The sequence below is a fragment of the Micromonospora sp. HM5-17 genome (assembly GCF_003762835.1).
In the GTDB taxonomy this organism is placed as follows: Bacteria; Actinomycetota; Actinomycetes; order Mycobacteriales; family Micromonosporaceae; genus Plantactinospora.
Genome location: NZ_RJWA01000002.1, coordinates 495,729 through 519,458, shown reverse-complemented (window position 1 = coordinate 519,458; position 23,730 = coordinate 495,729). Strand labels below are relative to the sequence as shown.

The window sequence follows — 23,730 nt, the reverse complement described above, 5'->3', positions numbered from 1 at the left end:
CTCCCAATGCCGCAGACGCCTCGACAGCCGACCCTGTTGTTCGAAACCGCAGCGCGGGTGCCGGGAGGCCGGTTGCGCGCCCGTGGTCGACGGATGCATGATCACATCCGCTCATCCGAGCAGATCACACCGCCGAGGTGTGACGGCCGTGAAGTGAGGCCCGCGTGATCTGTCCGACGTGTGGCGAGGTCGCCGAGCCCGGCGCGACGTACTGCCTGAGACCGGAGTGCGGCGCCCGACTCGCTGCACCGGAGCCCGCCACCGAGCCAGCCGGAGCCGCCACGGCGGATCCGGCGAGGTCCACCACAACCTCCGCCGCGGCCGGTGAGGGCACCGCTGCGCCTTCCTCTGGCGGCGACGTCGCTCCGCCGGCGACGGGGACAACGAGCCGTCCCGCCGTGTCGACGGCCGCCGGTGCGCGGAAACAACCGACCGGCGGGAGACCGGCATCCGACGCCACCAGTCACCGGTCCGGCCACCGGCTGGTCGCCGCCGCCGCGCTCCTCGCGATCACGTTGGTCGCCGCGATCGTCGTACTCGTCCACGACCCTGAGCGACCGACGCCGCAGGCCCTCGAACCGCCCGCCGCCCCACCCTGGCCCACCGGCAACGCCACCCCACTCCCCTCCGCCACGACGACGTCCAGCCCGACCGCCGCCTCCGGACCCACGGTCACGCCGTCACCGTCGCGCGGGCGCTCCGGCCCACCGACCGGTACGACCGCCCGTCCCGTTGGCACCTCCCGGAACACCACGAGTGGCGGCACCAGCGGCAGCATCCGCAGACCGGCTGCCACCCCGTCGAGAACCACCCGGCCGCCGACCGGGTCGACGTCCACCCCGTCACTGACCGTCAGCGCCTCGCCGAGCTGCTACGGCGGCGGCTACTGGGGCGTCACCCTCCAGGCGCGGGTGCACAACGGCGTCGGCACCTTTGGCCTGGCCTCGATTCCGATCGACCCGGACGTGGGCATGTCAGAGTGGAACCAGGAGATGTGGGGCGAGGGCACGAGCCGGCTGACCCAGACCGTACCGCCGGAGGGCAGCGAATTCCTCAGCCGTCCATCCGCGACCTGGACCGTCGAGGTGGTGGTCGGGAGCCGGCGGCTGACCGAGCGCGGCACCGCCACCAACCCCTGCTGACCGCGCCCCGACCCCACCGCCGTGGCGCCCCGCGGCGGACGCGACCCCTCGGCCTGGCCCCGCAGGTCGGCGCTGCCGGCTACCGGCATCCGCCGTCTGCTCACCATTCGGGACGGTCGGAGGAATGGCGCGGTCAGGGGACGGCGTCTGCCCGCGTCGCGAGGTCGGGTGTCTCGCCCCCGGGTCCGAGCCGACCGACCGGCCGCTGCGTCGGGGTTCGGCGGGTGGACCACGGGTCGCCGCGGGTCCGACGGCCCATCCGATGCTGCTACGGCTGACGTACCGGGGTGAAGCCCCGCAACCGCAGGCTGTTGGCCACGACGAAGACCGACGAGAACGCCATCGCCGCGCCGGCGATCATCGGGTTGAGCATGCCGGCGGCGGCCAGCGGCAGCGCCGCGACGTTGTAGGCGAAGGCCCAGAACAGGTTGCCCTTGATCGTGGCCAGGGTGCGCCGGGAGAGTCGGATCGCGTCGACGGCGGCCATCAGGTCACCCCGGACCAGGGTGAGGTCGGAGGCCTCGATCGCGACGTCGGTGCCGGTGCCCATGGCCAGGCCGAGGTCGGCCTGGGCGAGCGCGGCGGCGTCGTTGACACCGTCGCCGACCATGGCCACGACCTTCCCCTCGGCCTGGAGCCGCCGGACGACGTCGACCTTGTCGGCCGGCAACACCTCCGCGACGACCTCGTCGATGCCGACCTCCGCCGCCACGGCGCGGGCCACGGTGGTGTTGTCGCCGGTGAGCAGGATCGGGGTCAGGCCGAGGCGCCGTAGCGCCGCGACCGCCTGCCGGCTGGTCGGTTTGACCGTGTCGGCGACCACGAGCACCGCCCGTACCTGTCCGGCCCAGCCGGCGAGGACCGCCGTACGTCCCTTCGCCTCGGCGTCGGCGAGCGCCTGGCGTAGCTCCTCGGGCAGGTCCAGCCCGTGTTCACGCATCAGCCGCTCACGTCCGACGACGATCTGCCGGCCGTCGACGGTGCCGGTGACGCCGAGCCCCTCGGCGTTGGCGAATCCGGTCACCCGCGGCAGCGGTCCGACCCGGTCGGTGGCACCGGCGACGATGGCCTGGGCGATCGGGTGCTCGGAACCGGCCTCGACCACGCCGGCCAGCCGAAGCGCCTCGTCGGCGTCCTGTCCGTCGGCCGTGACGACGTCGAGCAGGCCCATCCGGCCGGTGGTGACGGTGCCGGTCTTGTCCAGTACGACGGTGTCGACGGTCCGGGTGGACTCGAGCACCTCGGGGCCCTTGATGAGGATGCCGAGCTGGGCGCCACGGCCGGTGCCGACCAGCAGCGCGGTCGGGGTGGCCAGGCCGAGGGCACAGGGGCAGGCGATGATCAGGACCGCGACCGCGGCGGTGAAGGCCGCCGTGAGGCCGTTGCCGGTGCCGATCCAGTAGCCCAGGGTGGCGACGGCGAGGGCGATGACGACCGGTACGAAGACCCCGGAGATCCGGTCGGCGAGGCGCTGCACGGCGGCCTTGCCGGTCTGCGCCTGCTCCACCAGCTTCGCCATCTGGGCAAGCTGGGTGTCGGCGCCGACCCGGGTCGCCCGTACCACGAGCCGGCCGCCGACGTTGACCGTCGCACCGACGACCGCGTCCCCCTGGGTGACCTCCACCGGGACCGACTCGCCGGTGAGCATGCTGGCGTCGACCGCCGAGACACCGTCCTCGATCACGCCGTCGGTGGCGATCTTCTCCCCGGGGCGGACGACGAACCGGTCCCCGACCGTGAGCTGGTCGACCGGGATCCGGACCTCGGCGCCGTCGCGCAGCACCGCGACGTCCTTGGCGCCCAGCTGCAGCAGGGCGCGCAGCGCCGCGCCAGCCCGACGCTTGGCGCGGGCCTCGAAGTAGCGGCCGGCGAGGATGAACAGGGTGACCCCGGCGGCGGCCTCCAGGTAGATGGTGCCGGCGCCGTCGCTGCCGCCGATGTCGAGGCTGAACGGGTGGGTCATCCCGGGTTCGCCGGCGGTGCCGAAGAACAGCGCCCACAGCGACCAGCCGAACGCGGCGAGGGTGCCGAGCGACACCAGGGTGTCCATGGTCGCGGCGCCGTGGCGCAGGTTGACCCAGGCCGCCCGGTGGAACGGCAGCCCGCCGTAGACGACGACGGGGGCGGCGAGGGTGAGCGAGAGCCACTGCCAGTTGGTGAACTGCCAGGCCGGCACCATGGCCAGGACGATCACCGGAATCGTCAGCACCAGCGACACCCACAGCCGGGTACGCAGGGAGGACAGCTCGTCGACGGGTTCGTCCGGCTCGTCGCGGGCGTCGGCGGCCGGTGGCGGCGTGGGCAGTTCCGCGGTGTACCCGGTCTGCTCCACCGTCGCGATCAGGTCCTGCACGGTGACCGCGGGGTCGTCGACGGTGATGGTGGCCTTCTCGGTGGCGTAGTTGACCGTGGCGGTCACCCCGTCGAGCCGGTTGAGCTTCTTCTCGATCCGAGCCGCGCAGGAGGCGCAGGTCATACCACCGATCGCCAGCTCGATCTGGTTGACGGCCGTGGGCAGTGGTCGGCCGGACGTCATCTGTCTACTCCTCGTGCGGGTCTTGCTCAGCCGTGGGTGTGACCGGTGTCGTGCCCGGCGGACGGGCTGGGTGTCGACCGAGGGGACGTGGGTGGACGGGTGGTGGCCACGTCGCCGGCGTAGGCGGTGAACTCCGCGGTGCGGACGGTCCCGGCGTGCTGGAAGTCCAGGAACAGCCGGTAGGCACCGGCCGAGGGCACCTGCACGTGGAAGGTGATGTCCGGTCCGGCCGGGGTACGCCCGTCGCCCGGGGCTCCCTCGGGATGGACGTGCAGGTAGGCCAGGTCGCCGTCGCGCAGCGCCACCAGGTGCCCGTACGCGGCGAGGTGGGGCTGGAGGTCGGTGACCGGTCGGCCGTCCCTGGACACGGTGAGCGTGAGCGTCGAGCCCGTCCCGGGAACCAGGTCACCGGCGAGGGTGACGGTGTAGCCGTCCACCACCGCGGTACGCGCGGGGGCGGGCAACGGCCGGGGCTCGTACCCGCCGGGCGCGGGCACGTCGACGCCGAGGGTCAGCGCCTCGGCGCGGGCGGCCGGCTGGAAGTCGGCGATGAGCCGGTACTGTCCGGCCGCCTCGACCGCGAGCGGTGTCGTCCAGGTGCCGTCGTCGGCCATCGCCGGGTGCAGGTGCTGGAACCCGGACAGGTCACGGCGCACTGCGATCAGGTGCAGGTTCTTGTCGTGGGTCGGGGTGTAGTCGGTGACCGGACGACCGTCCGGGCCGATCAGCCGGAACGCGAAGGCGGATGTGCCGCCGGGGGTCAGGCTGGTGGTGACCGGCGCGAGCCGGTACCCGTCCTGGGCCACCTGGAGCCCGCCGGGCGTCGTGCCGGCGCCGGCCACCGCGTCGGCCTCCCGGCGGTCACCGGCGTGTCCGGCGTTGTGACCGCCGGGGGCGGGCCGGCTGCCAGAGCCGACCGCCCCACCGACGCCCAGGGCCGCGACGAAGATCGCCGCCAGCCCCGCCACGTAGCCACCCATCTTGATCGACGTTCTCATGCCACCTGCTCTGTTCCGGTCCTCGATGTCAGCTGACGAGTTCGTAGCCCGCCTCTTCCACGGCGGCGCGGACCGCCGCCTCGTCCAGCGGGCCCTCGCTGGTGACGGTGACGGCGCCGCTCGTCAGGTCGACCCGCACGTCCGTCACACCGGACAGCTTGCTTACCTCGGCCTGGACCGAGTTGACGCAGTGGCCGCAGGTCATACCGGACACGGTGTAGGTCGTCTGCATCGATTTCTCCTCTGGTCTCGTCCCACCACGGCGGCACCCGCCGTGGTGGGGGTGGCGGAGCGCCACCCCGACGCCCACCGAGCACCATACCCCTACCCCCAGGGGGTATCAAGGTGATCCCGGACATGGCGGGGGTGGCAGACGAGACGGGATGACACAATACCCCCGGGGGGGTTCCCGGGGTTGGCTATAGTTGCCGGCATGACAGCACCTGCCGCCCATCCGACCCGCGGCTACACCGCCAGCAAGGACCAGCTGCTCGCCCGGCTACGACGCATCGAGGGCCAGGTCCGCGGGATCGAGAAGATGGTCGAGGACGACCGGTACTGCATCGATGTCCTCACCCAGATCTCGGCGATTCAGGCGGCGCTGGACAAGGTCGCCCTCGGGCTGCTCGACGGGCACGCGCGGCACTGCATGCGCGAGGGTGCCGCCGAGGGCCGGGCCGACGAGATGGCCACGGAGATGATGGCCGCGGTCGGCCGCCTCATGAAGCGTGGCTGAGCCCACGACCGCGGGCCCGCCGGAAGCGCCTCCCGAGGGCATACTGTGACCATGGTCGAACCGTGGGACGGAGACGGGCCCGTACGCTACGAGCGACGCGGACACGTCGCCTACGTGACCCTGAACCGCCCGGCGGTGCTCAACGCGCTGGACCTGCGCACTCACGAGCTGCTCGGCAGGGTGTGGGACGAGATCGACGCCGATGACGACATCTGGCTGACCGTGCTGACCGGCGCCGGCGACCGGGCCTTCTCGGTGGGCCAGGATCTGAAGGAGCTCGCCGGCCGGGTACGCGCGGGCACGGCCGGGGCGTCGTCGTTCGGTAGCAACGGGGGCGCCGGTTGGCCGCGCTTCACCGAGCGGTTCGACTGGACGAAGCCGACCATCGCCCGGGTCTGCGGCTACGCGCTCGGCGGCGGCTTCGAACTGGCGCTGGCCTGCGACATCATCGTCGCCGCCGACAACGCGGTGTTCGGCCTGCCGGAGGCGCGGCTGGGACTGATCCCCGGCGCGGGCGGGGTGTTCCGGCTGACCCGGCAGATGCCGTACCGGGTGGCCATGGGTTATCTGCTCACCGGACGACGGATGAACGCGGCCCAGGCCTACCGATACGGCCTGGTCAACGACGTCGTGCCGGTCGACCGCCTGGACGAGGCGGTCGACGAGTGGGTACGCGACATCCTCGAGTGTGCGCCGCTGTCGGTACGGGCGATCAAGGAGGCGGTGGGAAGGTCGGCGCACCTGAGCCTGCCGGAGGCGTTCGCCGGCCACTATCCGTGGGAGGAACGCCGCCGGCACAGCCGGGACGCCCGGGAGGGGCCCACCGCGTTCGCCGAGAAACGGAGACCGCGGTGGACCGGAACCTAGCGGTCGGTCAGCAGCCGCACGGGTCGGCGACGCCGTGCGCGTGCCACCAGTGCTCGTCGTCGCCGGGCGCCGTCAGCGCGGGCAGCGTCGTCACGGAGACCGCCGACGGGGTGGCCGTCAGGAAGGGCCGGAGCAGCTCCTCCCGGGTGTACAGCCGGCCGGCCACCATCACCTGACGGACCGCGGCGGCGGCGGTGATGTCGGTCAACGGGTCGCCCTCGACCAGGGCCAGGTCGGCGCGGCGGCCAGGCCGCAGGGTGCCGAGCTCGGCGCCGCGACCCAGGGCGGTGGCGGCGTTGGCGGTGGCGGCGCGCAGTGCCTCGTACGGCGTGAAGCCGTGCTCCACCATCGCCCGCAGGTTCTGGTGCATGCCCAGGGCGACCGTGTCGATCGGCGAGTCCGTCCCCACCACCACGAGCCCTCCGCGCCGCTGGATCCGCAGCAGCGCGTCGACCGCACCGGCCAGGAACGACCGCAGCATCGTCGCCCGTGGCTCCGCGGTGGAGGTGGCGATCAGCTCCTGCAGGATGTGGTACTCCGAGGCGGGCATCAGCACGCGGGTGCGCTCGTCGGTCAGCAGCGCGGTGTCGTGCGCGTAGCGGACGGCGGCGAACAGCAGTGTCGAGGTGATCCAGCCGCCGCTGGCCGCCAGGAGCGCCACGGTGTCGTCGTACACCCGCCCGATCCGGCTCGCGATCTGGGTGTACCCGAGCCGGTTGCCCCCACCGACGTGTTCCAGACCGTCGAGGCCGTAGCTCGGCGACGGGTACGCGTAGTGCGAGGTGGCCGGTATCCCGGCCCGGTGCGACGCCTCAACCGCCAGCGCCTCGAACTCCGACGGCAGCCGGATGTAGGTCTTGACCAGGTCGTAGCCGAGGGCCCGGGCTCGGCGCAGTTCGCGGGCGATCTGCGCGGGGGCGGTGATGGGCCGCATCGCGGCGTAGTACACCCGGCCGCCGTCGAGTGCCTCGCCGGTGCCGAAGAACCGGGGTGCGGCGCGGGTGCCGGCCTCCTGGGATTCGCGGGTCTCCAGCATGTCGTACGCCGGGTCGGCGACCCCGCGTACCGAGGTCACACCGTAGGAGAGCAGGAGCCGACCCTGCCGGTCGCCCCACTGCCGGCCCCGGTTGTGCCAGTGCACGTGCATGTCGATCAGGCCGGGGATCGCGGTCAGCGTGGACGCGTCGACGATCCGGACGCCGGTCTCGGTGGTCGGGGACACCATCCGGGCGATCCGGCCGTCCCGGACGACGATGTCGGTGCGGGACCGCAGGCTCCGGGCGGAGCCGTCCCAGACCGCGCCGGCCCGGATGATCAGCGGCTCGCTGACGGCGACCCGGAAGGTCAGCGGGCACGCCACGGTGGTCGGTCTGGCCGCACCCGGCCGCAGCAGGCGCAGGCGGCCCTCGGAGAGGTAGAGCACGCTGCCGTCGTCCGCGACCGACAGTTCGTCGGCGCTCTCGTCCGTGAGCCTGCGTGGCTCGCCGGCGCCGTCGACCGGGATCGACCAGGGCACACCGTCGACGACGGCCAGCAGCGCGCTGCCGTCGGGCGTCCACACCGGACCGTCGTTGCCACGGTTGCTGATCGACCGGTGCGGCATCACCTCGGTGTAGCGCAGTTCGCCGGTGGCCAGGGTGACGGTGAGGATCTGGTTGTAGCCGGCCAGGTTTCGCCGGCCGTACGGCCGGACCGCCGCCAGGGCCAGCATCGAGCCGTCGGGCGACCAGGTCGCCCGGCCGGGCCCGAACAGTGCCGGGGTGACCTGGCGGGTGGTGCGGGCGGCGAGGTCCATGACCCAGGTGGCGCCGGCGGCGTCCTGGTACGCGACCCGGGTGCCGTCCGGGGAGAGCCGGGGCCGCAGGTAGCCGCCCTCGCCGTCGGTGAGCTGTGTGGACGTACCGTCGGCGAGCGTGGTGCGCCACAGCTGGGTGCTGCCGGTGCGGTCGCTGGAGTAGATCAGTGCGCGGCCGTCCGGATAGAAGTCCGGGTCGGCGGCGAAGTAGCCGTCGCCGACCACCCGCCGGGGCGTGCCGCCGATCGGCAGGACCCAGATCGCGTTCAGCGCCTGGAAGGCCACGGCGCGGCCGTCGCGGGAGAGGACCGGGCTCGCCAGGCCACGTACGGGCCGGGCGACGGTGGGGTCGAGGTCGCGCGGCGTACGCCGGTAGGCGGGACGGGCCACGGTGAGCGCGGCGGTGAACGGGATCGTGGTCACCGTGCCGTCGGAGATCCTCCGGCGCCGGATCCGCCCGTCCGCGGTGTAGAGCAGTTCGTCGTCGCTCCACCAGACCGGTGCGAAGCCGAAGACGTCCTCGGTGTCGCTGATCACGGTGTCGTCGACCAGCAGCGCGGCGTCGGTACCGGTGGTGCGCACGTACGCCAGTCGGGTGCCGTCGGGAGAGAACGACGGTCCCTGCAGGGTGGCGCCGGCCGGCGCGGTGACGGCACGGGTACGGGCGCCGGTGGCGACGTCGATGATGTCGATCGCGGTGTTGTCGACGACCGTGGCGATCCGGCGACCATCCGGCGACCAGGTCGGCATCGCCTCCAGGCTGGTGGAGGTGGTGAGCCGGCGAACGCTGCCGTCGTCGAGGGAGAGCAGCCACAGGTTGTTTGCGCCGGCCCGGTCGGAGGCGAAGACGACCGTACGGCCGTCCGGGGAGAGCCGCGGCTCCTGGTCGTCGTCCGGGCCGGCGGTCCACTGCCGCAGCTCACTGCCGTCCGTGCGCATGGTCCAGATGCCGTAGGTGCCGGTCCGAAAGGACTGGAAGACCAGCCGGTCGCGGTACGGCCCGAAGTCGGGGCGGGTGGCGTCCTGCACGGTCGAGGTGATCGGCGTCGCCGTACCGCCACCGGCGGGCAGCAGCCACAGCACCGTGCCGAGGTCGATGGCGAGGGTCGTACGGTCGGCCGAGAGACTGACACTGATGTTGGTGCCCTGGTCGACCACGACCGTACCGTCGACCGCCGTCGAGCCCCGGGCCTCGGCCGGTGCGGCGACGGCAGCGTCGGACCAGGTCAGCGGGGCCAGGCCGGCGGCCGGGACGGCCATGGCCTGGCGCAGGACGGTGCGCCGGGTGAGGCCCCGGCCACCCCCGTCGGTTGTCTCAGTCACGTGGCTCCTCACAAGGTTCCGGGTAGGGGTAGGGGCTGGGCGTGGCCGGTGGTCAGACGACGGCGGACAGGAGGGCGGCCAGCCGCCGGACGCCCTCGACGATCTCGGCGGGCTCCAGGTAGCTGCAGGAGAGGCGGATCTCGTGGTCGCCGGAATCGTCCAGGTGGAAGCTCGCCATCGGTGTCCACAGCACGCCGTACTTCGTCGCCGACAGCTCCAGCAACGCGTCGTCGGCCCGTACCGGCAGCCGCAGCCGTACGAAGAAGCCGCCGCCGGGCCGGTTGTAGGACACCCCCGCCAGGCCCGCGACCTGCTGGTCCAGCTCGTCGAGGAGCAGGTGGAGGTTCCGCCGGTAGAGCCGGGCGCGCTCGCGCCCGAGGCCGGTGAGGGAGCCGCCGTGGGCGAGCAGCATGCCGCCCACGAGTGCCTGCCCGAGCGGGGACGTGTTGACGGTAACCATGGTCTTCAGCGCCGCCAGGTGCCGGGCCAGCGGCTCGCTCGTGCCCTCCGGGCCGGTGACCGGCTGGTCGGCGACGACGAACCCGACCCGGGCGCCGGGCAGGCAGAGCTTGGCGAACGTTCCGAGCATGATCACCTGGCCGCTGTCGCCGTCAAGCCGCTTCAGCGGGGGCAGCATCCCCTCGTCACTCGCGGTGAAGCCGTAGGCGATGTCCTCCAGCAGCACGATGTCCTCCTGCCGGGCCAGGGCCAGCAGCTCGTGCCGGGTGGCGAGGCTCATCAGGGTGCCGGACGGGTTGGCGAAGTCGGGCGCCACGTAGAGCGCCCGCAGCCGGCGGCCCTCCGCACGCAGCCGCGCACACTCCCGGCGCAGCGCGGCCAGGTCGGCGCCGGTGCCGCCGTCGCCGATGCCGACGGTCGGGACGTCGAGTACCCGGGCCGCGCCGAGCATGCCGACGAAGGCAGGGGTGACGAGCCCGAGCACATCCTCCGGCCCCGCGCACAGCGCCCGGGCGGCCAGCAGCATCGCCTCCTGACAGCCAGCCGTGATGACGAGGTCGTCGGGTGCGACGCGCAGGCCGTAGTCGGTGTGCAGGGCGGCGGCGACCAGGTCGTTGATGATGCCGCGGCTGGGCCCGTACTCGCGCAGCAGCCGCCCGGCCTGCTCCGGGCGCAGGCCACGCTCCCGCACCAGATAGGCGGTGAAGAGCTCCAGGTGGGCGGCGATGTCGACGTCGTCGACGAAGGACACGTGCGGCGCGCCGGGCGCAAACGAGATCGCGTCCGGGAAGCGGCCCATCACCTCGTTGAGGAAGCCGAGGGCGGCCAGCGTCGGATCGGTCAGGCTGGGGTGCAGGGTGTCGAGTCGCACTAGGCCCCCTTCGCGGCGAATCGGGAGACCTTGGCCAACACGTCCGGGGCGTACATCCGCTGGGCCTGCCGGACGGCGAACTCGGCGAAGTACTGCTGGGTGGCCCAGGGCGGCTCCTCGGCGAGGTTGAGGAGCTCCCGGTTGGCGCGTACGGCGGGCAGGGTCAGTCCGGCGGCGTGCCGCCCGATCTCCTCACCGAGCCGGTCGGGCTCGACGACCTCGTCACAGATCCACGCGGCCAGGGGTTCGTCGGCGCGAATCCGTCGGCCGGAGAGGATGACCTGGCGGGCGGCACGGTTGCCGGCCAGCCGGGGCAGCCGCAGGTTGCCGGCGCCCGGCACGATGCCCTCCGCGGCGGCGGGGAGCGAGAAGTAGGCGTCCCGGGCGGCCAGCACCCGGTCGAAGACGAAGAGCAGCTGCATGCCGCCGCCGATCGCGAACGTGTCCACCGCCGCGATCCACGGCTTGGCGCGCGGCGGTTCCAGCAGGTCGTCGTCGCCGATCCGCAGCCCGCGCCAGATCTTCGCGATCGGGGCGAGCTCGCGGCGCACCAGGAAGTCGACGAAGGAGATCCGACCGTGGTGCAGGTCGACCAGGTCGATCCCCGCGCAGAAGACGCGGCGCCCGACGTACCGCGGATGGGTCATCACCCCGCCGCGCAGCACCCCGACCACGCTCAGGTCGTCGGCCAGCACCAGGTCGACAGCGGTGTCCAGGGCCGCGACCAGGGCGTTGTCCTCGGCGTTGAGCCGCTCCGGTCGGGTGATGGTCAGCTCGGCGACGCCGTCGCGGCGACGCAGGTCGATCCGGCCGAGGTCGACGTGGCCGGTCTCCCGGTAGTGCGGCAGCAGCGCGAGCGCCTCGGGGGTCGGCTGGAGCATGCTCTCGAGCAGGTGGGCGCCGGCCCGCTCCGCGCGCAGCACCCCGGCCAGGAAGATCGCCTGGTCGATCTCGTGGCCGTCCTTCTCGGCCTGCGTCAGGCCGGCCTCGGCGGCAAGCCGCTCGCGGGTGGGCACCAGCCCGGGGAAGCGCTCGGCGGCGGCGAACACCAGCTCGGCCAGCGTCGGTCGGGCCGTACCCCCGTCGGTGAGTTCGTCGTAGACGCGCTGGCCGTGGCGGGCCATCAGGGCCGCGCGGGCACGCCGGGCGGCGCGGACGAGTTCGTCGAGCGCCCGCTGCCGCTCCGGGCCGCGCTCGCGGCGGGCGGGCGCGGCGTCCAGGGCCCGGTCGGCCTCCTCGGCGGCGGCCGTGACCGCCCGCCGGGCGGCGTCGAGGTCCGCGTCGCGGGCGGTCAGGGTCGGGGCGTTCACGCGGCGTCCCGGGTGGCGGCGCGGCCGGCGCGCAGCGTCCGGTCGCAGGCGGCGAGGTGGGTCCCGATCGCCACCTCGTACGACGTCTGCCCCGCGCTGAGCAACAGCGATCGGCGCATCGACACGTCCCTGCGCCCGCCGGTACGCAGCAGCTCGGCCACGCGCGCGTCGAGCCCGTCGGTGATCTCGTCCAGCAGCCCGTGGTCCCGGGCGTCGGTGGCCGTGAAGGTGGCGGGTGCGGTGGCCAGCAGCAGCCGCCGGGCGGCCGACGAACCGAGCCGCTGGGCGAGCCGGTACATGCCCATGCCGGGCCAGGCACCCGCCGCCCCGGTGTCGAGGCGGAGGGTGGCGTCGGTCAGACCGACCCGTACGTCCGCGGCCAGCAGGATCTCCACCGCCGCGGGCCCGCACGCGCCGGCCGCGACCGCGACGGTGAGCACGTCGAGACGCTCCAGCCGGCGGACCGCCCGCTCCCACCTGTTCACGTCGTGTACCCCGACCGGGCCGGGCCACTCGCCGTCGCCGGTCAGCCGCAGCACCAGGAGCGCCGGCCGCTCCTCCTCGACCCGCCGGCAGAGCGGCTGCAGCTCGGCGGTCAGCGCGGCCAGTCCGGCCGCGGTGTCGACCGACGCGTCCAGGACCTCGTCGCGCGGTACGTCCGTCACCGTGATGCTTCCTTTCCGTTCGGGTGTCCACTCGGGGCGCCGGTCGGGCGACCGTTACCAACGGGTCAGCAGCGCCTCGATGCTCGAGCCGGGTCCCATCGCCATCAGCACGCCGTAGTCCCCCGGCACCGCGATCTCCTCGGCCAGCAGGCGTTCGTAGGAGAACAGGAACGAGCCGCTGGAGAGGTTGCCCAGGTCGCGCAGGACGCCGAGGGTGTGCCGCAGGTCGTGCCGGGTCAGGCCCAGGTTGACCTGCACCGCGTCGATGACCTTGCGACCGCCGGAGTGGACGATCCAGTGCGCGACGTCGCCGCGACGCAGCCCGGCCGGGGCCAGCAGTCGGTCGACGGTCTCCTCCACGTGGGCGCCGACGACGTAGGGCACGTCCCGGTCCAGGAAGAAGCTGAACCGGCCCTGTGTCTCGTCCCAGTCGAAGCGCATCGCCCCGATCGCCTCCGGGATGATCGTGCTGGCCGCACCGATGACCCGCGGCAGCGGCGCGGAGGCGGGCGCGGGTGACTCCCCGGGATCGGGGGTCCGGACCACCAGCGCCGCGCTGCCGTCGCCGAAGAGGCTGTTGACCACCGCGGTACGCATGGTGTCGTCGATGACGTACGCGGCGGAGCAGACCTCGATACAGACCAGGAGCGCCACCCGCCCCGGGTGCGCGGCCGCCCACGCCGCCGTGCTCTGCAGCGCGTTCGCCCCGGCGTTGCAGCCCATGCCGACGACGTCCAGTCGGCTGGTCGCGTGCGCGAATCCCATCTGCTTGATCAGCAGAGCGCTGAAGCCGGGGGTGAGGAAGCCGGTGGAGGTCACGCAGCACAGGTGTGCCACGTCGGCCGGTGCCACCCCGGCCCGCTTGAGGGCGATGGTGATCGCCTGCTCGGCCATCTCCAGCCCGACCGTGCGGTGCTTGGTCAGCAGGTCGCCCTGTGACTCCGGCCTCGGCCGGCCCGTGACCGGATCGCGGACCACGGCCAGGTGACGCCGGTCGATGCCGCTGTTGGCGAAGACCGATCGGACCCGCGGGTCGCTGATGCCGTAGAGGTCGAGCACCTCCTCCTGGGTGTAGGAGTCCGGCGAGACCGCGGTGCCCACGGACACCAGGTACGGGGCCTCAGGGGGTACCGACACCGTTCATGCCTCCCTCGGGCGGTTCGTTCCCAGGCGGATCAGGGCCACCCCGGCGGCCAGCAGCAGGACCGTCATGAGGGCGCCGGTGGCCATCCCGGCCGTACCGGGGTCCAGGGCCCGGTCGGCGGGTTGCTGCACGGTCAGGCCGGCGGCCAGGTTGCCGAGGATCTCGCCCACCGCCGTGGCGACGGCGACCAGGGTGAAGACGGCCGCCTGCTGTCCGGGCGGGGCCGCCTCGCCGGCCTCGACCTGGATCTTTGGCATGGCCAGCGACTCGGCGAAGGCGAACAGCACCAGCCCGGTGAAGACCAGCCAGAGCGAGGTGCCGAAGGCCAGCGCCATGCCCGGCCCCAGGGTGAGCCCGGCGAGCAGGTAGAGCGCACGCCGGCCGAACCGGCTGAACAGCGGCACCAGCGCGAGCTGGATGCCGACCAGGGCCAGTGGCTCGAAGCTCAGGAAGAGCGCCCGGTACTCCGCCAGTTCCGGGGTCACGCTGTCGTAGAGCAGGAACATCGTCACCACGAAGCCCATGGAGAAGTAGCAGATGAGCGTGTAGGCGATGGTGACCAGCACGTGGGGGCGCAGCAGCAGGCCCCAGCGGGCCCGCCAGGTCAGCCCGGCGGGTACGGACGCGTCCGTCGCCACGGCACGAGCGGTGGTGGTGTAGACCAGGCCGCTTCCGGCGATCTCCACCACCGTCACCACGGCCAACGTGGCCAGCGCGTGGCCCCGCCCGGCCTCGGCCAGGATCGGGGCCAGCACGAACGCGCCGTTGAGGATCAGAAAGAAGATCTGGAAGACCCGGGCCCGACCCCCGTCCCCGGCGGCGTGGTTGAGCAGCAGCCGGATCGCCGGCCGGGAGACGCCCAGGCCAACGCCGGTGAGCAGGGCGAAGGCGTACAGTGCGGGCGTGGCGGCGCTGAGGATCAGCGTCCCGTAGCCGGCGGCGCGCAGCAGCGAGGAGAGCACCAGTACCTGCCCCGGCCGGGCCCGGGCCAGCAGCAGCGGCGCGGCCATGGAGGCGAGGAGGCCCGCCGCGACGTGCAGTGAGAGCAGGTAGGAGAAGACGGCCGGCTGGACGCGGTCACCGTGCAGCACCGCCACCGGCACCATGGTCAGCACCAGCTGCAGGAGCGTGTTGGAGTAGGCGGTGAAGGCGAAACCGCCGGTGAGCGCCCGCCGGTCGACGACGGACGTGCCCGGGTGGGCCCGGGTCAGCTTGACGGTGCTCATCAGACCGCCTCGGCCAGCGGCACGGCGGTCAGCACCGAGAGCAGCCCGTCGGTGCGCGGCTCACCGACCAACCGCAGGCCGGCCGCGGCGAAGAGGTCCCGGAACTCGGCCAGCGTCCGCTCCCGGCCGCCGAGCAGCACCATCATCAGCACGTCCAGCGACCGGCCCTTGCCCGAGTCGTCCGTCTTGATCAGATCCAGCACCACGATCCGGCCACCGGGCCGCAGCGCGGCCGCGCAGGCGCGGAGGATCTCGATCGCCTTCTCGTCGGGCCAGTCGTGCAGGATCCGCTTCAGGATGAGGACATCACCCGGCGGTACGGCCGTGAAGAACGACCCGTGCTGCACCTGGCACCGCGACTCGGCCAGATACGGCCGCAGTTCCGGCGCGGTCGCGTCGAAGTCCCGCTCCAGCTCGAACAGGATTCCGTGTGCCTGCGGCTGCGCCGCCAGCACCGCGGCCAGGAAGGTGCCGTCTCCCCCGCCCACGTCGATCGCGAGCTCACCCGGTCGCACGTCCACCTCGGCCGCCAGCGGCACGGCCACGTGGTGCGAGCCGTCGCGCATCGCCGCGTCGAAGAGCGCGCTGATCTCCTGCGAGCCGGCCAGCCAGCTGAAGAACGGCTGCCCGTGCACGGTGTCGAAGGCGGTCCGCCCGGTACGGAGCTGGTCGAGCAGGCCGTCCCAGCTGCGCCAGTAGCCGTCCTGCAGCTCGCACAGCACCCAGTTGGCGATGTTGCCGGGCTCGCCCCGGGCCAGGCAGGCCGACATCCTCGTCGCGCGGTACGCGCCGTCCGGGCCGATCTCGAACACCCCCTCGGCCGCGAGGTGGGACATGACGCGGTCGAGCAGGTCGGCACGGGTGCCGGTCAGGCGCGCCAGCTTCTCGACGGTCGCGGGGCCCTGCTGCAGCAGCGCCGGGATGTCCAGGGCCGTGACCGCGTACAGACACTTGCTGGTGCGGTACGCGACGACCCTGTTCACCAGCTCGGCCGCCGGGTCGAGGGGACGGGTCACGTTCATGCGGGCTGGGACCTCTCGCGGTGCAGGACGTCGTCGGCCCAGGCGAAGAACGCCTTGGCCAGGTCGGATCGGGACGGCTCGGGGAACGGCGAGAACTCGGCCATCGCGGTCCCCCACTCCCCGAGGACCGGGCCGTCGGGGGTCAGCAGCCAGTCGACGCAGAGGTACTCGGCCCGGAGGTCGCGAGCGATGCGCAGGCTGTCGTCCAGCACCGGGGCATGGTCCGGGCGGGCCGTGCTGGTGCCGCCCTGCGCGATGTTGGACAGGTAGGCCCCCTCGGACGGCCGGCGCAGCATGCTGGTGACGACCCGGCCCTGCACGATGGCCACCCGCAGGTCACCCTCGTTGGGCAGGTACGGCTGGACGACGAAGCTCTGCCCGCCGGCCGCGATCATGTCGGCGGTGGACCGCAGTTGCTCGTACGTGTCCACCTTGAGCACGCCGTATCCGACCCCGGACTCGCGGGGCTTGACGATGTAGGGGCCGTCGCCGAGCTGGTCGCGGATCGCCGCCAGGCCGGTACGGGCGTACCGGCCGAAGGGTATGACCAGCGTCGGCGGCACCCGGATGCCCAGCGTCGCCGCCCGGGAGAGGATCGCCAGCTTGTCCCGCTCCAGGCACTCCGGCCCGACCAGCGCCCGGTTGAGCAGCACGGAGTCGCTGGCGTCGATGACCCGGTAGATGCCGCGCAGGAACTGGGCGGCCTGTGCGTTGGGGCTGACGTCGTCGACGATGTAGCAGCGCCGGCGCCGCAGCAGGTCCTCGCCGTGGTGCCAGAGCACGGGACGGCCGGCCACACAGCCGGGCACCAGCTGGTTGGCGTGGATGAAGCGGAAGACGAAGCCGGCCTCGGCGGCGGGACCGGCCCACCGCTCGGCCATCTGTGCCTCGATCCTCCCGACGTAGCCGGGGTCGAGGTCGTCGGGGTGGCAGATCCAGGTGATGACCCGCTCGGTGCGCCCGCTCATGCCGTCTCCCCCGGGAGCGTGCCGGCCAACGCGTGGGCGGCCCGCTCGATCTCGGCGGCCGAGTGCAGGGCCGAGACCGCGAAGCGGACCAGGCCGTGGCCACGCTCGACCGTGGGGTAGAAGGCGGGGGTGACCAGCACGTCCCTCGCCTGCAGGCGGCGGGCGGCGGCCAGCGCCTCCTCCTCGGTGGGGAACATCGCCCCCCGGACCGGCGAGGTGACCCCGGCGTTGACCAGGCGGTGGCCGGTGCGCTCGTCGAAGAGCCGGACGTTGGCCCACAGCTGCTCCTGGAGCTTGGCCACCGTGCCGTCCAGGTGCAGCTCTGACGAGGCCCGGTTCGCGCTGATCATCGGCAGCATGAGCGGGCCGCCGAAGATCAGCGGGTTGGCGAAGCGGCGCAGCAGGCGGGTGTCGGCGTCGGTGCGGAGCACACAGAAGCCGCCCTGGCCGCCGAAGCCCTTCGACAGCGAGCCGGCCAGGATCACGTGGTCGGGCAGTGTCCCGCCGAGCGCCTCGTAGGCGTAGCCGGCGCCATACCGCCCGAGCGTGGAGACGCCGTGCGCGTCGTCGACGTAGATGTAGCCGCCGGCCGCCTCGACGGTGGCGCTCAGTGAGACGACGTCGACCAGGCCACCCATCGAGCCGACGCCGTCGACCAGCACGACGGGGGTGCGGCCGCTCCCGTTTTCCCGGAGCAGGCCGGGGAGACTCTCCGGGTCGGTCGAGTCGAAACGGCGTACCGGGCCGAGCTGCTCCAGCACACCGCGCAGCACCTGAATGGAGGCGTGCGCCGTGCGGTCGACGTAGAACGCCACACCGCCGTTGGCAAGGGGGTAGCTGGGCAGGGCGCCAGCGCCGAGGAGCGGCAGCAGGCCGAGGTGGACGTTGCCGACCGAGGTGAACGCGGTGACCGAGGCTCCCCCGTAGATCGTGCGGAGGTTCTCCTCCAGCACGTCCAGGTCGTCGGTACGCATCCGGGTGCGGGCGGCGGCGAAGTGCACGCCGACCCGCTCGATCGCGGTCATCGCCGCGGTCAGCAGCGCCGGGTGGGTCTCCAGCCCCAGATAGGAGCAGGAGACGAACTCGACGGCCTTCCTCCCGCCGGCCAGGGTCACCGTCTTGCCCTCCCGGGCGGTGAAGACGTGCCCGGTGAGTCCCTCGGCGAATGCCTGGTCGAGTGCGTCGCTGCTGTTCTGGACGCGGGTGGCCACCCAGTTGCGCGGGCTCGTCACCGATACGGTCATCGTGCCTCCTGAGGATCGGTCGAGGCTGCGGGCAGCTCGATGAAGAACGGAGTCTTGCCACGGCCGGTGTTGGCGAAGGCGCTCGGCGGCACCCGCTCGACGGTGAACGACCGGTACGTCGGCGACGTGAAGACGCGGCCCAGGTGGTAGCCGCGGCTGAGCTCGGCCCGGGCCTGCGCGGCGGTGACCGTGCACGGCAGGGTGTCGGCGACAAGCAGCCGCAGGTCGAAGCCGTACGCGTCGCGCAGCACCTGGACCTGGACGGTGGCCGGGTCGGTGATGCCGAACGGGGCCAGGTGCGCCATGACCAGGTCGCGCGACACCGTGGTGCTGTCGATGTTCATGGTCTGGTCGGCGCGGCCGATGATGTCGATCCGGGTCGCGGCGCTGCCGCACAAGCAGCGGCCGGGCACCATCCGGACCCGGTCGCCGACCAGGTAGCGCAGCAGGGGCATGCCGGTGTCGGAGAGGACCGTGACGGCGAGGTCTCCCTCGGTCCCCGCGGGAACGGGTTCGCCGGTCTCCGCGTCGACCACCTCGACGATGATCACGTCGTCGTGCACGTGGTGGACGTTGTCGTGCTGCCGCGTGCACTGGTAGCCGATCGGGCCGGTCTCGCTGGTCGAGTAGGCCAGGGAGGAGATCCGCAGGCCGGCCAGCCTGGCGCCGAGCAGCGCACGCCGCTCGGTGCCGACGTTCTCGCCGATGTACCAGAGCCGCTCCAGGTGGCCGAGCCGCGCGACGGCGTCGTCGGCGCTGAGGAGCCGGGTGGCGAAGCCGGGTGAGGCGATCAGGGTGTCGACCCGGTGCTCGGCCATCACCTCCAGCAGTTCGTCGCGGTCCATGCCGCTGCCCACCGGGTACGCCTGCGCGCCCAGCCCGGCGACGATGTCCATGGCGAAGCCGAACGCGCCGTTGAGTTCGGCCGGGGCCAGGCAGACCGCGACCCGGCGCGGCAGGTGCCGGCCCGCCCCGGCCCGGGCTCCCCGGGTGCCGAGCGCGGCCACCCGGTCGTTGAAGGCCCACGAGTGGTAGAGCACCTTACGCCGGCCGGTGGTGCCGCTGGAGCGCAGCACCATGCCCGACTCCGCACTGTCCAGGACCAGGTCGGACGAGCCGGGCGGACAGTGCCGGGCCAGGTCGTCGGCGCGGAACAGCGGCAGGTCACGCAGATGGGCCGGCTCCCGATCACCGAACCAGTGCCGTCGGGCGGCCGGGTGGGCGGCGATCGCGGCGAACGTGGTGGCCAGGTTCCCGGCCTGCAGATCGGTCAGGCTACGTCGGTCGAGCGTGTCGAGGTCGGCCGCGAGGCGGATGGTGTGCTCACCGTGCCGGGGCGCCGGGACGCCGGCCGAGGTGACGGGCGCGTCGACCGCCGGGGTCATCGGCCACCGGCCAGGACGGGCAGGTCGGGAGCACCCGAGGAGGGGTCGGTGCCCGTACCGGTGATGTGGTTGCCCTGATCGACGAAGACCACTCGGGGACGCAGCGCTGCGGCCTCCGAATCGTCCACCATCGCATACGCAATGATGATGATAAGGTCACCAGTGGTGACGAGACGGGCGGCGGCGCCATTGATGCCGACGACTCCGGAGCCGGCCGCACCCTCGATGACGTAGGTGCTCAGCCGCGCACCGTTGTTGATGTCGACCACGTCGACGCGCTCACCAGGAAGGAGGCCGGCCGCGTCCATCAGATCCCGGTCCAGGGTGAGCGAGCCGACATAGTGCAGATCGGCGTGGGTGACCGTGGCGCGATGGACCTTCGACTTCAGCATATGCCGATACACGCTTGATCCTTACTGTGCCGCAGGTGATTGCCGGCGGGGCCTTCCCGGACCGCGCCACGGACAACCTGCCAAAGCCCGGTGGCATCTCGGTGGCATCTGCGTGGCAGTCCCTGCCGTGACAGCAACGGGGGGGAAGTCCTGTGCGTTTCGCGATCATGGGACCGTTGACCGTGCACGACGGAGACGAGGTCGTACCGGTCGCGTCGGGAAAGCTACGGGTGCTGCTCGCGGCGCTGCTGTGCCACGCCAACCGCGTGGTCTCGTACGAGCAGCTCGCCGACCTGCTGTGGGACGGCCGCCCGTCGGAGGCGGCGAACACCACCATCCGCTCCTACGTCAAACGGCTGCGGCGTGCGCTCCGCGCCGCCGGGGGCCGGATCGAGTCCCACAGCCCCGGCTACCTGATCCGGGTGGAGCCGGGCGAACTGGACACACAGGAGTTCGCCGACCTCTGCCGCGCCGCCGAGCAGGATGCCCGCCGTGAGGAGTGGGCCCGGTGCGTCCACCGGGTGGAGCAGGCGCTGGCGCTGTGGCGGCAGAGCCCGCTGGTCGACGTACCGTCGCCACGGCTGCAGGCGGAGGAGTCCCGCTGGCTCACCGAGCTGCGGATCGAAGCGCTGGAGCGGCAGATGCAGGCGGCGGTGCAGCTCCGGCGCTACGAGTGGGCCGTCGCCCAGCTGGAGCAGCTGGTCAGGGAGTACCCGCTCCGCGAGCGTCTGCACCACCACCTGATCGTCGCCCTCGACGGCCTCGGTCGGCGCGCCGACGCGCTCCTGGCCTACCAGCGGGTTCGGCAGATCCTCGACGACGAGCTGGGCATCGACCCCGGCCCCGAGCTCCAGGCGCTGCACCAGCGGATCCTCGCCGCCCAGACCGCGCCGGCGGGCTCCCAGGCGGCCGCGCCACCCGCCGGGACCGGTCGCGCCGAGGTGCCCCGGCAGCTGCCCAGCACGATCCGGCACTTCGTCGGCCGGCAGGCCGAACTGGACGAGCTCACCGAGCTGCTCGACACCGCCACCCGGACCGGTACCCCGGCACCGGTGCTGGCGGTCAGCGGCGCGCCCGGCGTCGGCAAGACCGCGTTGGCCGTGCACTGGGGGCACCAGGTCGCCCACCGCTTCCCCGACGGGCAGCTCTACCTGGACCTCTGCGGCTTCCATCCCTCGCGCACCGCGCTGACCCCCGACGACGCGATCCGCGACCTGCTCAGCAGCTTCCTTCCCAACGACGCCCGGCTGCCGGTCAGCCCGTCGGCGCGGGCGGCGCTCTACCGCAGCATCGTGGCGGACAAGACGCTGCTGATCGTGCTCGACAACGCGTACGACGCCGAGCAGGTCCGGCCGCTGCTGCCCGGCGGGCTGCGCTGCCTGACGATCGTGACCAGCCGCAATCGGCTCAACGGGCTGGTCGCGAGGGAGGGGGCGCACCCGGTGCTGCTCGGCGTGCTGCCCGAGGCCGACGCGTACGGCCTGCTGGTGCGGCGACTCGGCCGGAGCCGGCTGGAGCGCGAGCCCGCCGCCGCCCGGCAGATCGTGGACCTGTGTCACCGGCTGCCGCTGGCGCTGAGCGTGGTGGCGGCCCGCGGCGCGACCAGCCCGCAGCTGTCCCTGACCGAGCTGGCCGACGAGATGGCCGGAACCGACAGCACGCTCGACCGGTTCCGCACCGACCCGGGGTCACCGGACGTACGATCGATCTTCTCCTGGTCGTACCGGCAGCTGACCGACTCGGCGGCGCGGATGTTCCGGTTCCTCGGGCTCTACCCCGCCACCAGCATCAGTACGACCGTCGCCGCCAGCCTGGCCGGGCAGCCGCTGGACACGGCTCGGGCGGCCCTGCGCGAGCTGGCCTCCGCCCACCTGCTGGCCGAGCAGGGCCGTGATCGGTTCACCTGCCACGACCTGATGCGCAGCTACGCGGGTGAGCAGGCCGCGCAGGAGAGCCCGGAGGCCACCGAGGCCGCGCTGCGCCGGCTGCTCGACCACTACCTGTACACCGCACACCGGGCCGCCGAGCTGCTGGAGCCGATCCGCCAGCCGCTGCCCCTCGGCCCGCCCGAGCCCGGCACCCACCTGACCCCGCTCACCGACCACCGTCAGGCGCGGGCGTGGTTCCGGGCCGAGATATCGCTGCTGCTGACCCTCGTCCGAATGGCCGACGAGAAGCGGTACGACCGGCACTGCTGGCGGCTGGCCTGGACGCTCGTCGACTACCTGCACAGCGAGGGTCGGCACGAGGATCTGCTGGAGACCCAGCGCATCGCGCTGGCGGCCGCCCGGCGCAGCGACGACCTGGACGGCGAGGCCCGGGTGCATCGCGAGGTCAGTCGGGCCAACCAGCTCTTCGAGCGGCTCGAGGGCGACTGCCCGCACCTGATCCGCGCCCTGCACCTCTACCAGCAGATCAACGACACCCAGGGGCAGGGCCGCACCTACCTCAGCCTCGCGTACCTCTGCGCCCGGCAGGGCCGCTACCCCGACGCCCGGGACTACTCGCGGCGGGCGCTGGAGTTCGCCCAGCAGTCCGGAGACCAGGGCGGGTACGCCGCCGCGCTGAACTCGCTGGGCTGGTGCCAGGCCGAGCTGGGCAACCTGGACGAGGCGTTGCGGCACTGTCAGGAGTCGCTGGACCTGCACCGGCGGCTCGGGATGCGGGCGGGTGAGGCGTACAGCTACGACAGCCTCGGCTACATCCACAGCGCCTTGGGCGACCTGGACAGCGCGGTCGTCTGCTACCGGCTGTCGGTGGAGCTGTGGCGGGCGCTCGGTAACCGTCTGGAGGAGGCGATGGGGCTGCGCCGGCTCGCCGAGGCGCTCACCCGATACGGGTACACCGGCCCCGGGCGTGTCGTCGACCGCCTGGCCGAGAGAATCCTGCTGGACATGGGGCAGATCGGCCACCACCTGCCGTGATCCGGTCCGCCCGGGTCGCGCACCGCCGTCGGCGCGCCCCGGCACCGCACCCGTGGAGTGGACACGGCCAGCGCGGTCGGCGGGCGACCAGACGGCACCGGACCAGCGCGACGATGGTGCCTCGGCACGATCGACAACGGTGGGGCCATGGCCGCGACCGCGACCCTGGCCCCTGAGGACGTTTCTGGCTCTCGTTCGGTATCCGGTCAGTCTGCCCGGTCCCACCGCCGGTCACCGGGCATCCCGGTGAGTCGGTCTCCGTCGGTCGGGTGCGGAGGCACGCCGTCCGGATCGGCGAACCTCCTCGCTATCCGTCGACGCGCGACCAGGTGGTGGTGCCGCCGCCGGGCAGCGAGACGATCCGACCGCCGGCCGAGTCGGTGAGTTCCCATGCCTCGAACTCCTCGGAAACGGGAACGGTCAGATCGACACCTCCGGAGAACCCGATGTCGAGACGTCCGTCCTTGAAGGCGTCCAGTCTCGTCAGCCGGCGACGTACCAGCCACAACACCGGAGCCAGATCCGAGGGCTCGCCCTCGGGATCCACCTGCCGTGGCGCACCCTCCAGGCCGGCGAGCACGAACGGCGACTCGACCCGCACGCTCAGCTGAGGCTCCACGGGACCGACGGTCAGGGTCACCGCCCAGTCGAAACAGACCCGTGTCACCTCCGCGTCGTCGCCGGCCAGGGACCACCGGTCGCCACGGTCAACCATCTCCATCG

General features: G+C 72.8%; 19 protein-coding genes. 4 read left to right on the top strand and 15 right to left on the bottom strand.

All coding sequences use genetic code 11. The features are described 5' to 3' along the window. Positions 1–398: 398 nt before the first annotated feature. Positions 399–1,142, top strand: a complete 744-nt coding sequence (locus EF879_RS28020; RefSeq protein WP_233604297.1) for a hypothetical protein — start codon at positions 399–401, stop codon at positions 1,140–1,142. 268 nt (positions 1,143–1,410) lie between these two features. Here the strand turns inward: EF879_RS28020 and EF879_RS07545 are convergent, their stop codons facing one another. The 3 genes from EF879_RS07545 to EF879_RS07535 are packed head-to-tail and all read right to left on the bottom strand — an operon-like array spanning position 1,411 to position 4,908. Then, on the bottom strand, positions 1,411–3,678 hold the full coding sequence (locus EF879_RS07545) for a cation-translocating P-type ATPase (RefSeq protein WP_123556171.1): 2,268 nt from the start codon (positions 3,676–3,678) through the stop codon (positions 1,411–1,413). Positions 3,679–3,704: 26 nt separating this feature from the next. After that, the gene (locus EF879_RS07540; protein ID WP_123556168.1) at positions 3,705–4,676 is read right to left on the bottom strand and encodes a hypothetical protein; all 972 of its coding nucleotides are present in this window, start codon (positions 4,674–4,676) and stop codon (positions 3,705–3,707) included. Positions 4,677–4,704: 28 nt separating this feature from the next. Next, positions 4,705–4,908 carry a heavy-metal-associated domain-containing protein gene (locus tag EF879_RS07535; RefSeq protein WP_123556164.1) on the bottom strand — a complete coding sequence of 68 codons (204 nt, stop codon included), beginning with the start codon at positions 4,906–4,908 and terminating at the stop codon, positions 4,705–4,707. A gap of 201 nt (positions 4,909–5,109) precedes the next feature. On the opposite strand from EF879_RS07535, the gene EF879_RS07530 reads away from it, so the two are divergent. Both EF879_RS07530 and dpgD read left to right on the top strand, forming a co-directional pair. Continuing rightward, positions 5,110–5,412, top strand: a complete 303-nt coding sequence (locus EF879_RS07530; RefSeq protein ID WP_123556163.1) for a metal-sensitive transcriptional regulator — start codon at positions 5,110–5,112, stop codon at positions 5,410–5,412. Positions 5,413–5,463: 51 nt separating this feature from the next. Continuing rightward, positions 5,464–6,279, top strand: coding sequence for an enoyl-CoA-hydratase DpgD (gene dpgD / locus EF879_RS07525; protein ID WP_123556883.1), 816 nt, complete (start codon positions 5,464–5,466; stop codon positions 6,277–6,279). 7 nt (positions 6,280–6,286) lie between these two features. Here the strand turns inward: dpgD and EF879_RS07520 are convergent, their stop codons facing one another. The 11 genes from EF879_RS07520 to panD are packed head-to-tail and all read right to left on the bottom strand — an operon-like array spanning position 6,287 to position 20,095. Then, on the bottom strand, positions 6,287–9,397 hold the full coding sequence (locus EF879_RS07520; protein ID WP_148086377.1) for an amidohydrolase family protein: 3,111 nt from the start codon (positions 9,395–9,397) through the stop codon (positions 6,287–6,289). Between the two features lie 52 nt (positions 9,398–9,449). Beyond that, positions 9,450–10,727 (bottom strand): PLP-dependent aminotransferase family protein, encoded by a 1,278-nt coding sequence (locus EF879_RS07515; protein WP_233604296.1) that lies wholly within the window; start codon positions 10,725–10,727, stop codon positions 9,450–9,452. After that, on the bottom strand, positions 10,727–12,037 hold the full coding sequence (gene dpgC / locus EF879_RS07510; protein WP_199736205.1) for a (3,5-dihydroxyphenyl)acetyl-CoA 1,2-dioxygenase DpgC: 1,311 nt from the start codon (positions 12,035–12,037) through the stop codon (positions 10,727–10,729). Before dpgC ends, EF879_RS07515 begins: the two co-directional genes overlap by 1 nt. Further along, entirely contained in the window at positions 12,034–12,702 is a 669-nt protein-coding gene (gene dpgB, locus EF879_RS07505; protein WP_158624125.1) for an enoyl-CoA-hydratase DpgB, read from the bottom strand. Before dpgB ends, dpgC begins: the two co-directional genes overlap by 4 nt. 54 nt (positions 12,703–12,756) lie before the next feature. Continuing rightward, entirely contained in the window at positions 12,757–13,839 is a 1,083-nt protein-coding gene (dpgA, locus tag EF879_RS07500; RefSeq protein ID WP_199736203.1) for a 3,5-dihydroxyphenylacetyl-CoA synthase DpgA, read from the bottom strand. A gap of 3 nt (positions 13,840–13,842) precedes the next feature. Further along, entirely contained in the window at positions 13,843–15,072 is a 1,230-nt protein-coding gene (locus EF879_RS07495; protein WP_123556155.1) for an MFS transporter, read from the bottom strand. Further along, a complete protein-coding gene (locus tag EF879_RS07490) occupies positions 15,072–16,094 on the bottom strand; it encodes a methyltransferase (RefSeq protein ID WP_123556153.1) in 1,023 nt (340 codons plus the stop codon). The genes EF879_RS07495 and EF879_RS07490 overlap by 1 nt, the downstream gene beginning before the upstream one ends. After that, on the bottom strand, positions 16,091–17,062 hold the full coding sequence (locus tag EF879_RS07485; RefSeq protein WP_123556151.1) for a RimK family alpha-L-glutamate ligase: 972 nt from the start codon (positions 17,060–17,062) through the stop codon (positions 16,091–16,093). The genes EF879_RS07490 and EF879_RS07485 overlap by 4 nt, the downstream gene beginning before the upstream one ends. Further along, on the bottom strand, positions 17,059–18,306 hold the full coding sequence (locus EF879_RS07480; RefSeq protein WP_199736201.1) for an aminotransferase class I/II-fold pyridoxal phosphate-dependent enzyme: 1,248 nt from the start codon (positions 18,304–18,306) through the stop codon (positions 17,059–17,061). Before EF879_RS07480 ends, EF879_RS07485 begins: the two co-directional genes overlap by 4 nt. Next, on the bottom strand, positions 18,303–19,691 hold the full coding sequence (locus tag EF879_RS07475; RefSeq protein WP_123556150.1) for a phenylacetate--CoA ligase family protein: 1,389 nt from the start codon (positions 19,689–19,691) through the stop codon (positions 18,303–18,305). Before EF879_RS07475 ends, EF879_RS07480 begins: the two co-directional genes overlap by 4 nt. After that, positions 19,688–20,095 (bottom strand): aspartate 1-decarboxylase, encoded by a 408-nt coding sequence (gene panD, locus EF879_RS07470; RefSeq protein ID WP_123556148.1) that lies wholly within the window; start codon positions 20,093–20,095, stop codon positions 19,688–19,690. Before panD ends, EF879_RS07475 begins: the two co-directional genes overlap by 4 nt. Before the next feature lie 170 nt (positions 20,096–20,265). Here panD and EF879_RS07465 point away from each other — a divergent pair, with 170 nt between their 5' ends. Then, entirely contained in the window at positions 20,266–23,007 is a 2,742-nt protein-coding gene (locus EF879_RS07465; protein WP_233604343.1) for a BTAD domain-containing putative transcriptional regulator, read from the top strand. Between the two features lie 307 nt (positions 23,008–23,314). Here the strand turns inward: EF879_RS07465 and EF879_RS07460 are convergent, their stop codons facing one another. Beyond that, a complete protein-coding gene (locus tag EF879_RS07460) occupies positions 23,315–23,728 on the bottom strand; it encodes a DUF6188 family protein (RefSeq protein WP_123556144.1) in 414 nt (137 codons plus the stop codon). Positions 23,729–23,730 lie beyond the last annotated feature (2 nt).

Coding starts and splice junctions, on each gene's coding strand:
- EF879_RS07485 (WP_123556151.1), bottom strand. CDS start 17,062: ATGAGCGGGCGCACCGAGCGGGTCATCACCTGGATCTGCCACCCCGAC.
- EF879_RS07545 (WP_123556171.1), bottom strand. CDS start 3,678: ATGACGTCCGGCCGACCACTGCCCACGGCCGTCAACCAGATCGAGCTG.
- EF879_RS07535 (WP_123556164.1), bottom strand. CDS start 4,908: ATGCAGACGACCTACACCGTGTCCGGTATGACCTGCGGCCACTGCGTC.
- EF879_RS07480 (WP_199736201.1), bottom strand. CDS start 18,306: ATGACCGTATCGGTGACGAGCCCGCGCAACTGGGTGGCCACCCGCGTC.
- EF879_RS07495 (WP_123556155.1), bottom strand. CDS start 15,072: ATGAGCACCGTCAAGCTGACCCGGGCCCACCCGGGCACGTCCGTCGTC.
- EF879_RS07530 (WP_123556163.1), top strand. CDS start 5,110: ATGACAGCACCTGCCGCCCATCCGACCCGCGGCTACACCGCCAGCAAG.
- EF879_RS07540 (WP_123556168.1), bottom strand. CDS start 4,676: ATGAGAACGTCGATCAAGATGGGTGGCTACGTGGCGGGGCTGGCGGCG.
- EF879_RS07460 (WP_123556144.1), bottom strand. CDS start 23,728: ATGGAGATGGTTGACCGTGGCGACCGGTGGTCCCTGGCCGGCGACGAC.
- dpgD (WP_123556883.1), top strand. CDS start 5,464: ATGGTCGAACCGTGGGACGGAGACGGGCCCGTACGCTACGAGCGACGC.
- EF879_RS07475 (WP_123556150.1), bottom strand. CDS start 19,691: ATGACCCCGGCGGTCGACGCGCCCGTCACCTCGGCCGGCGTCCCGGCG.
- EF879_RS07490 (WP_123556153.1), bottom strand. CDS start 16,094: ATGAACGTGACCCGTCCCCTCGACCCGGCGGCCGAGCTGGTGAACAGG.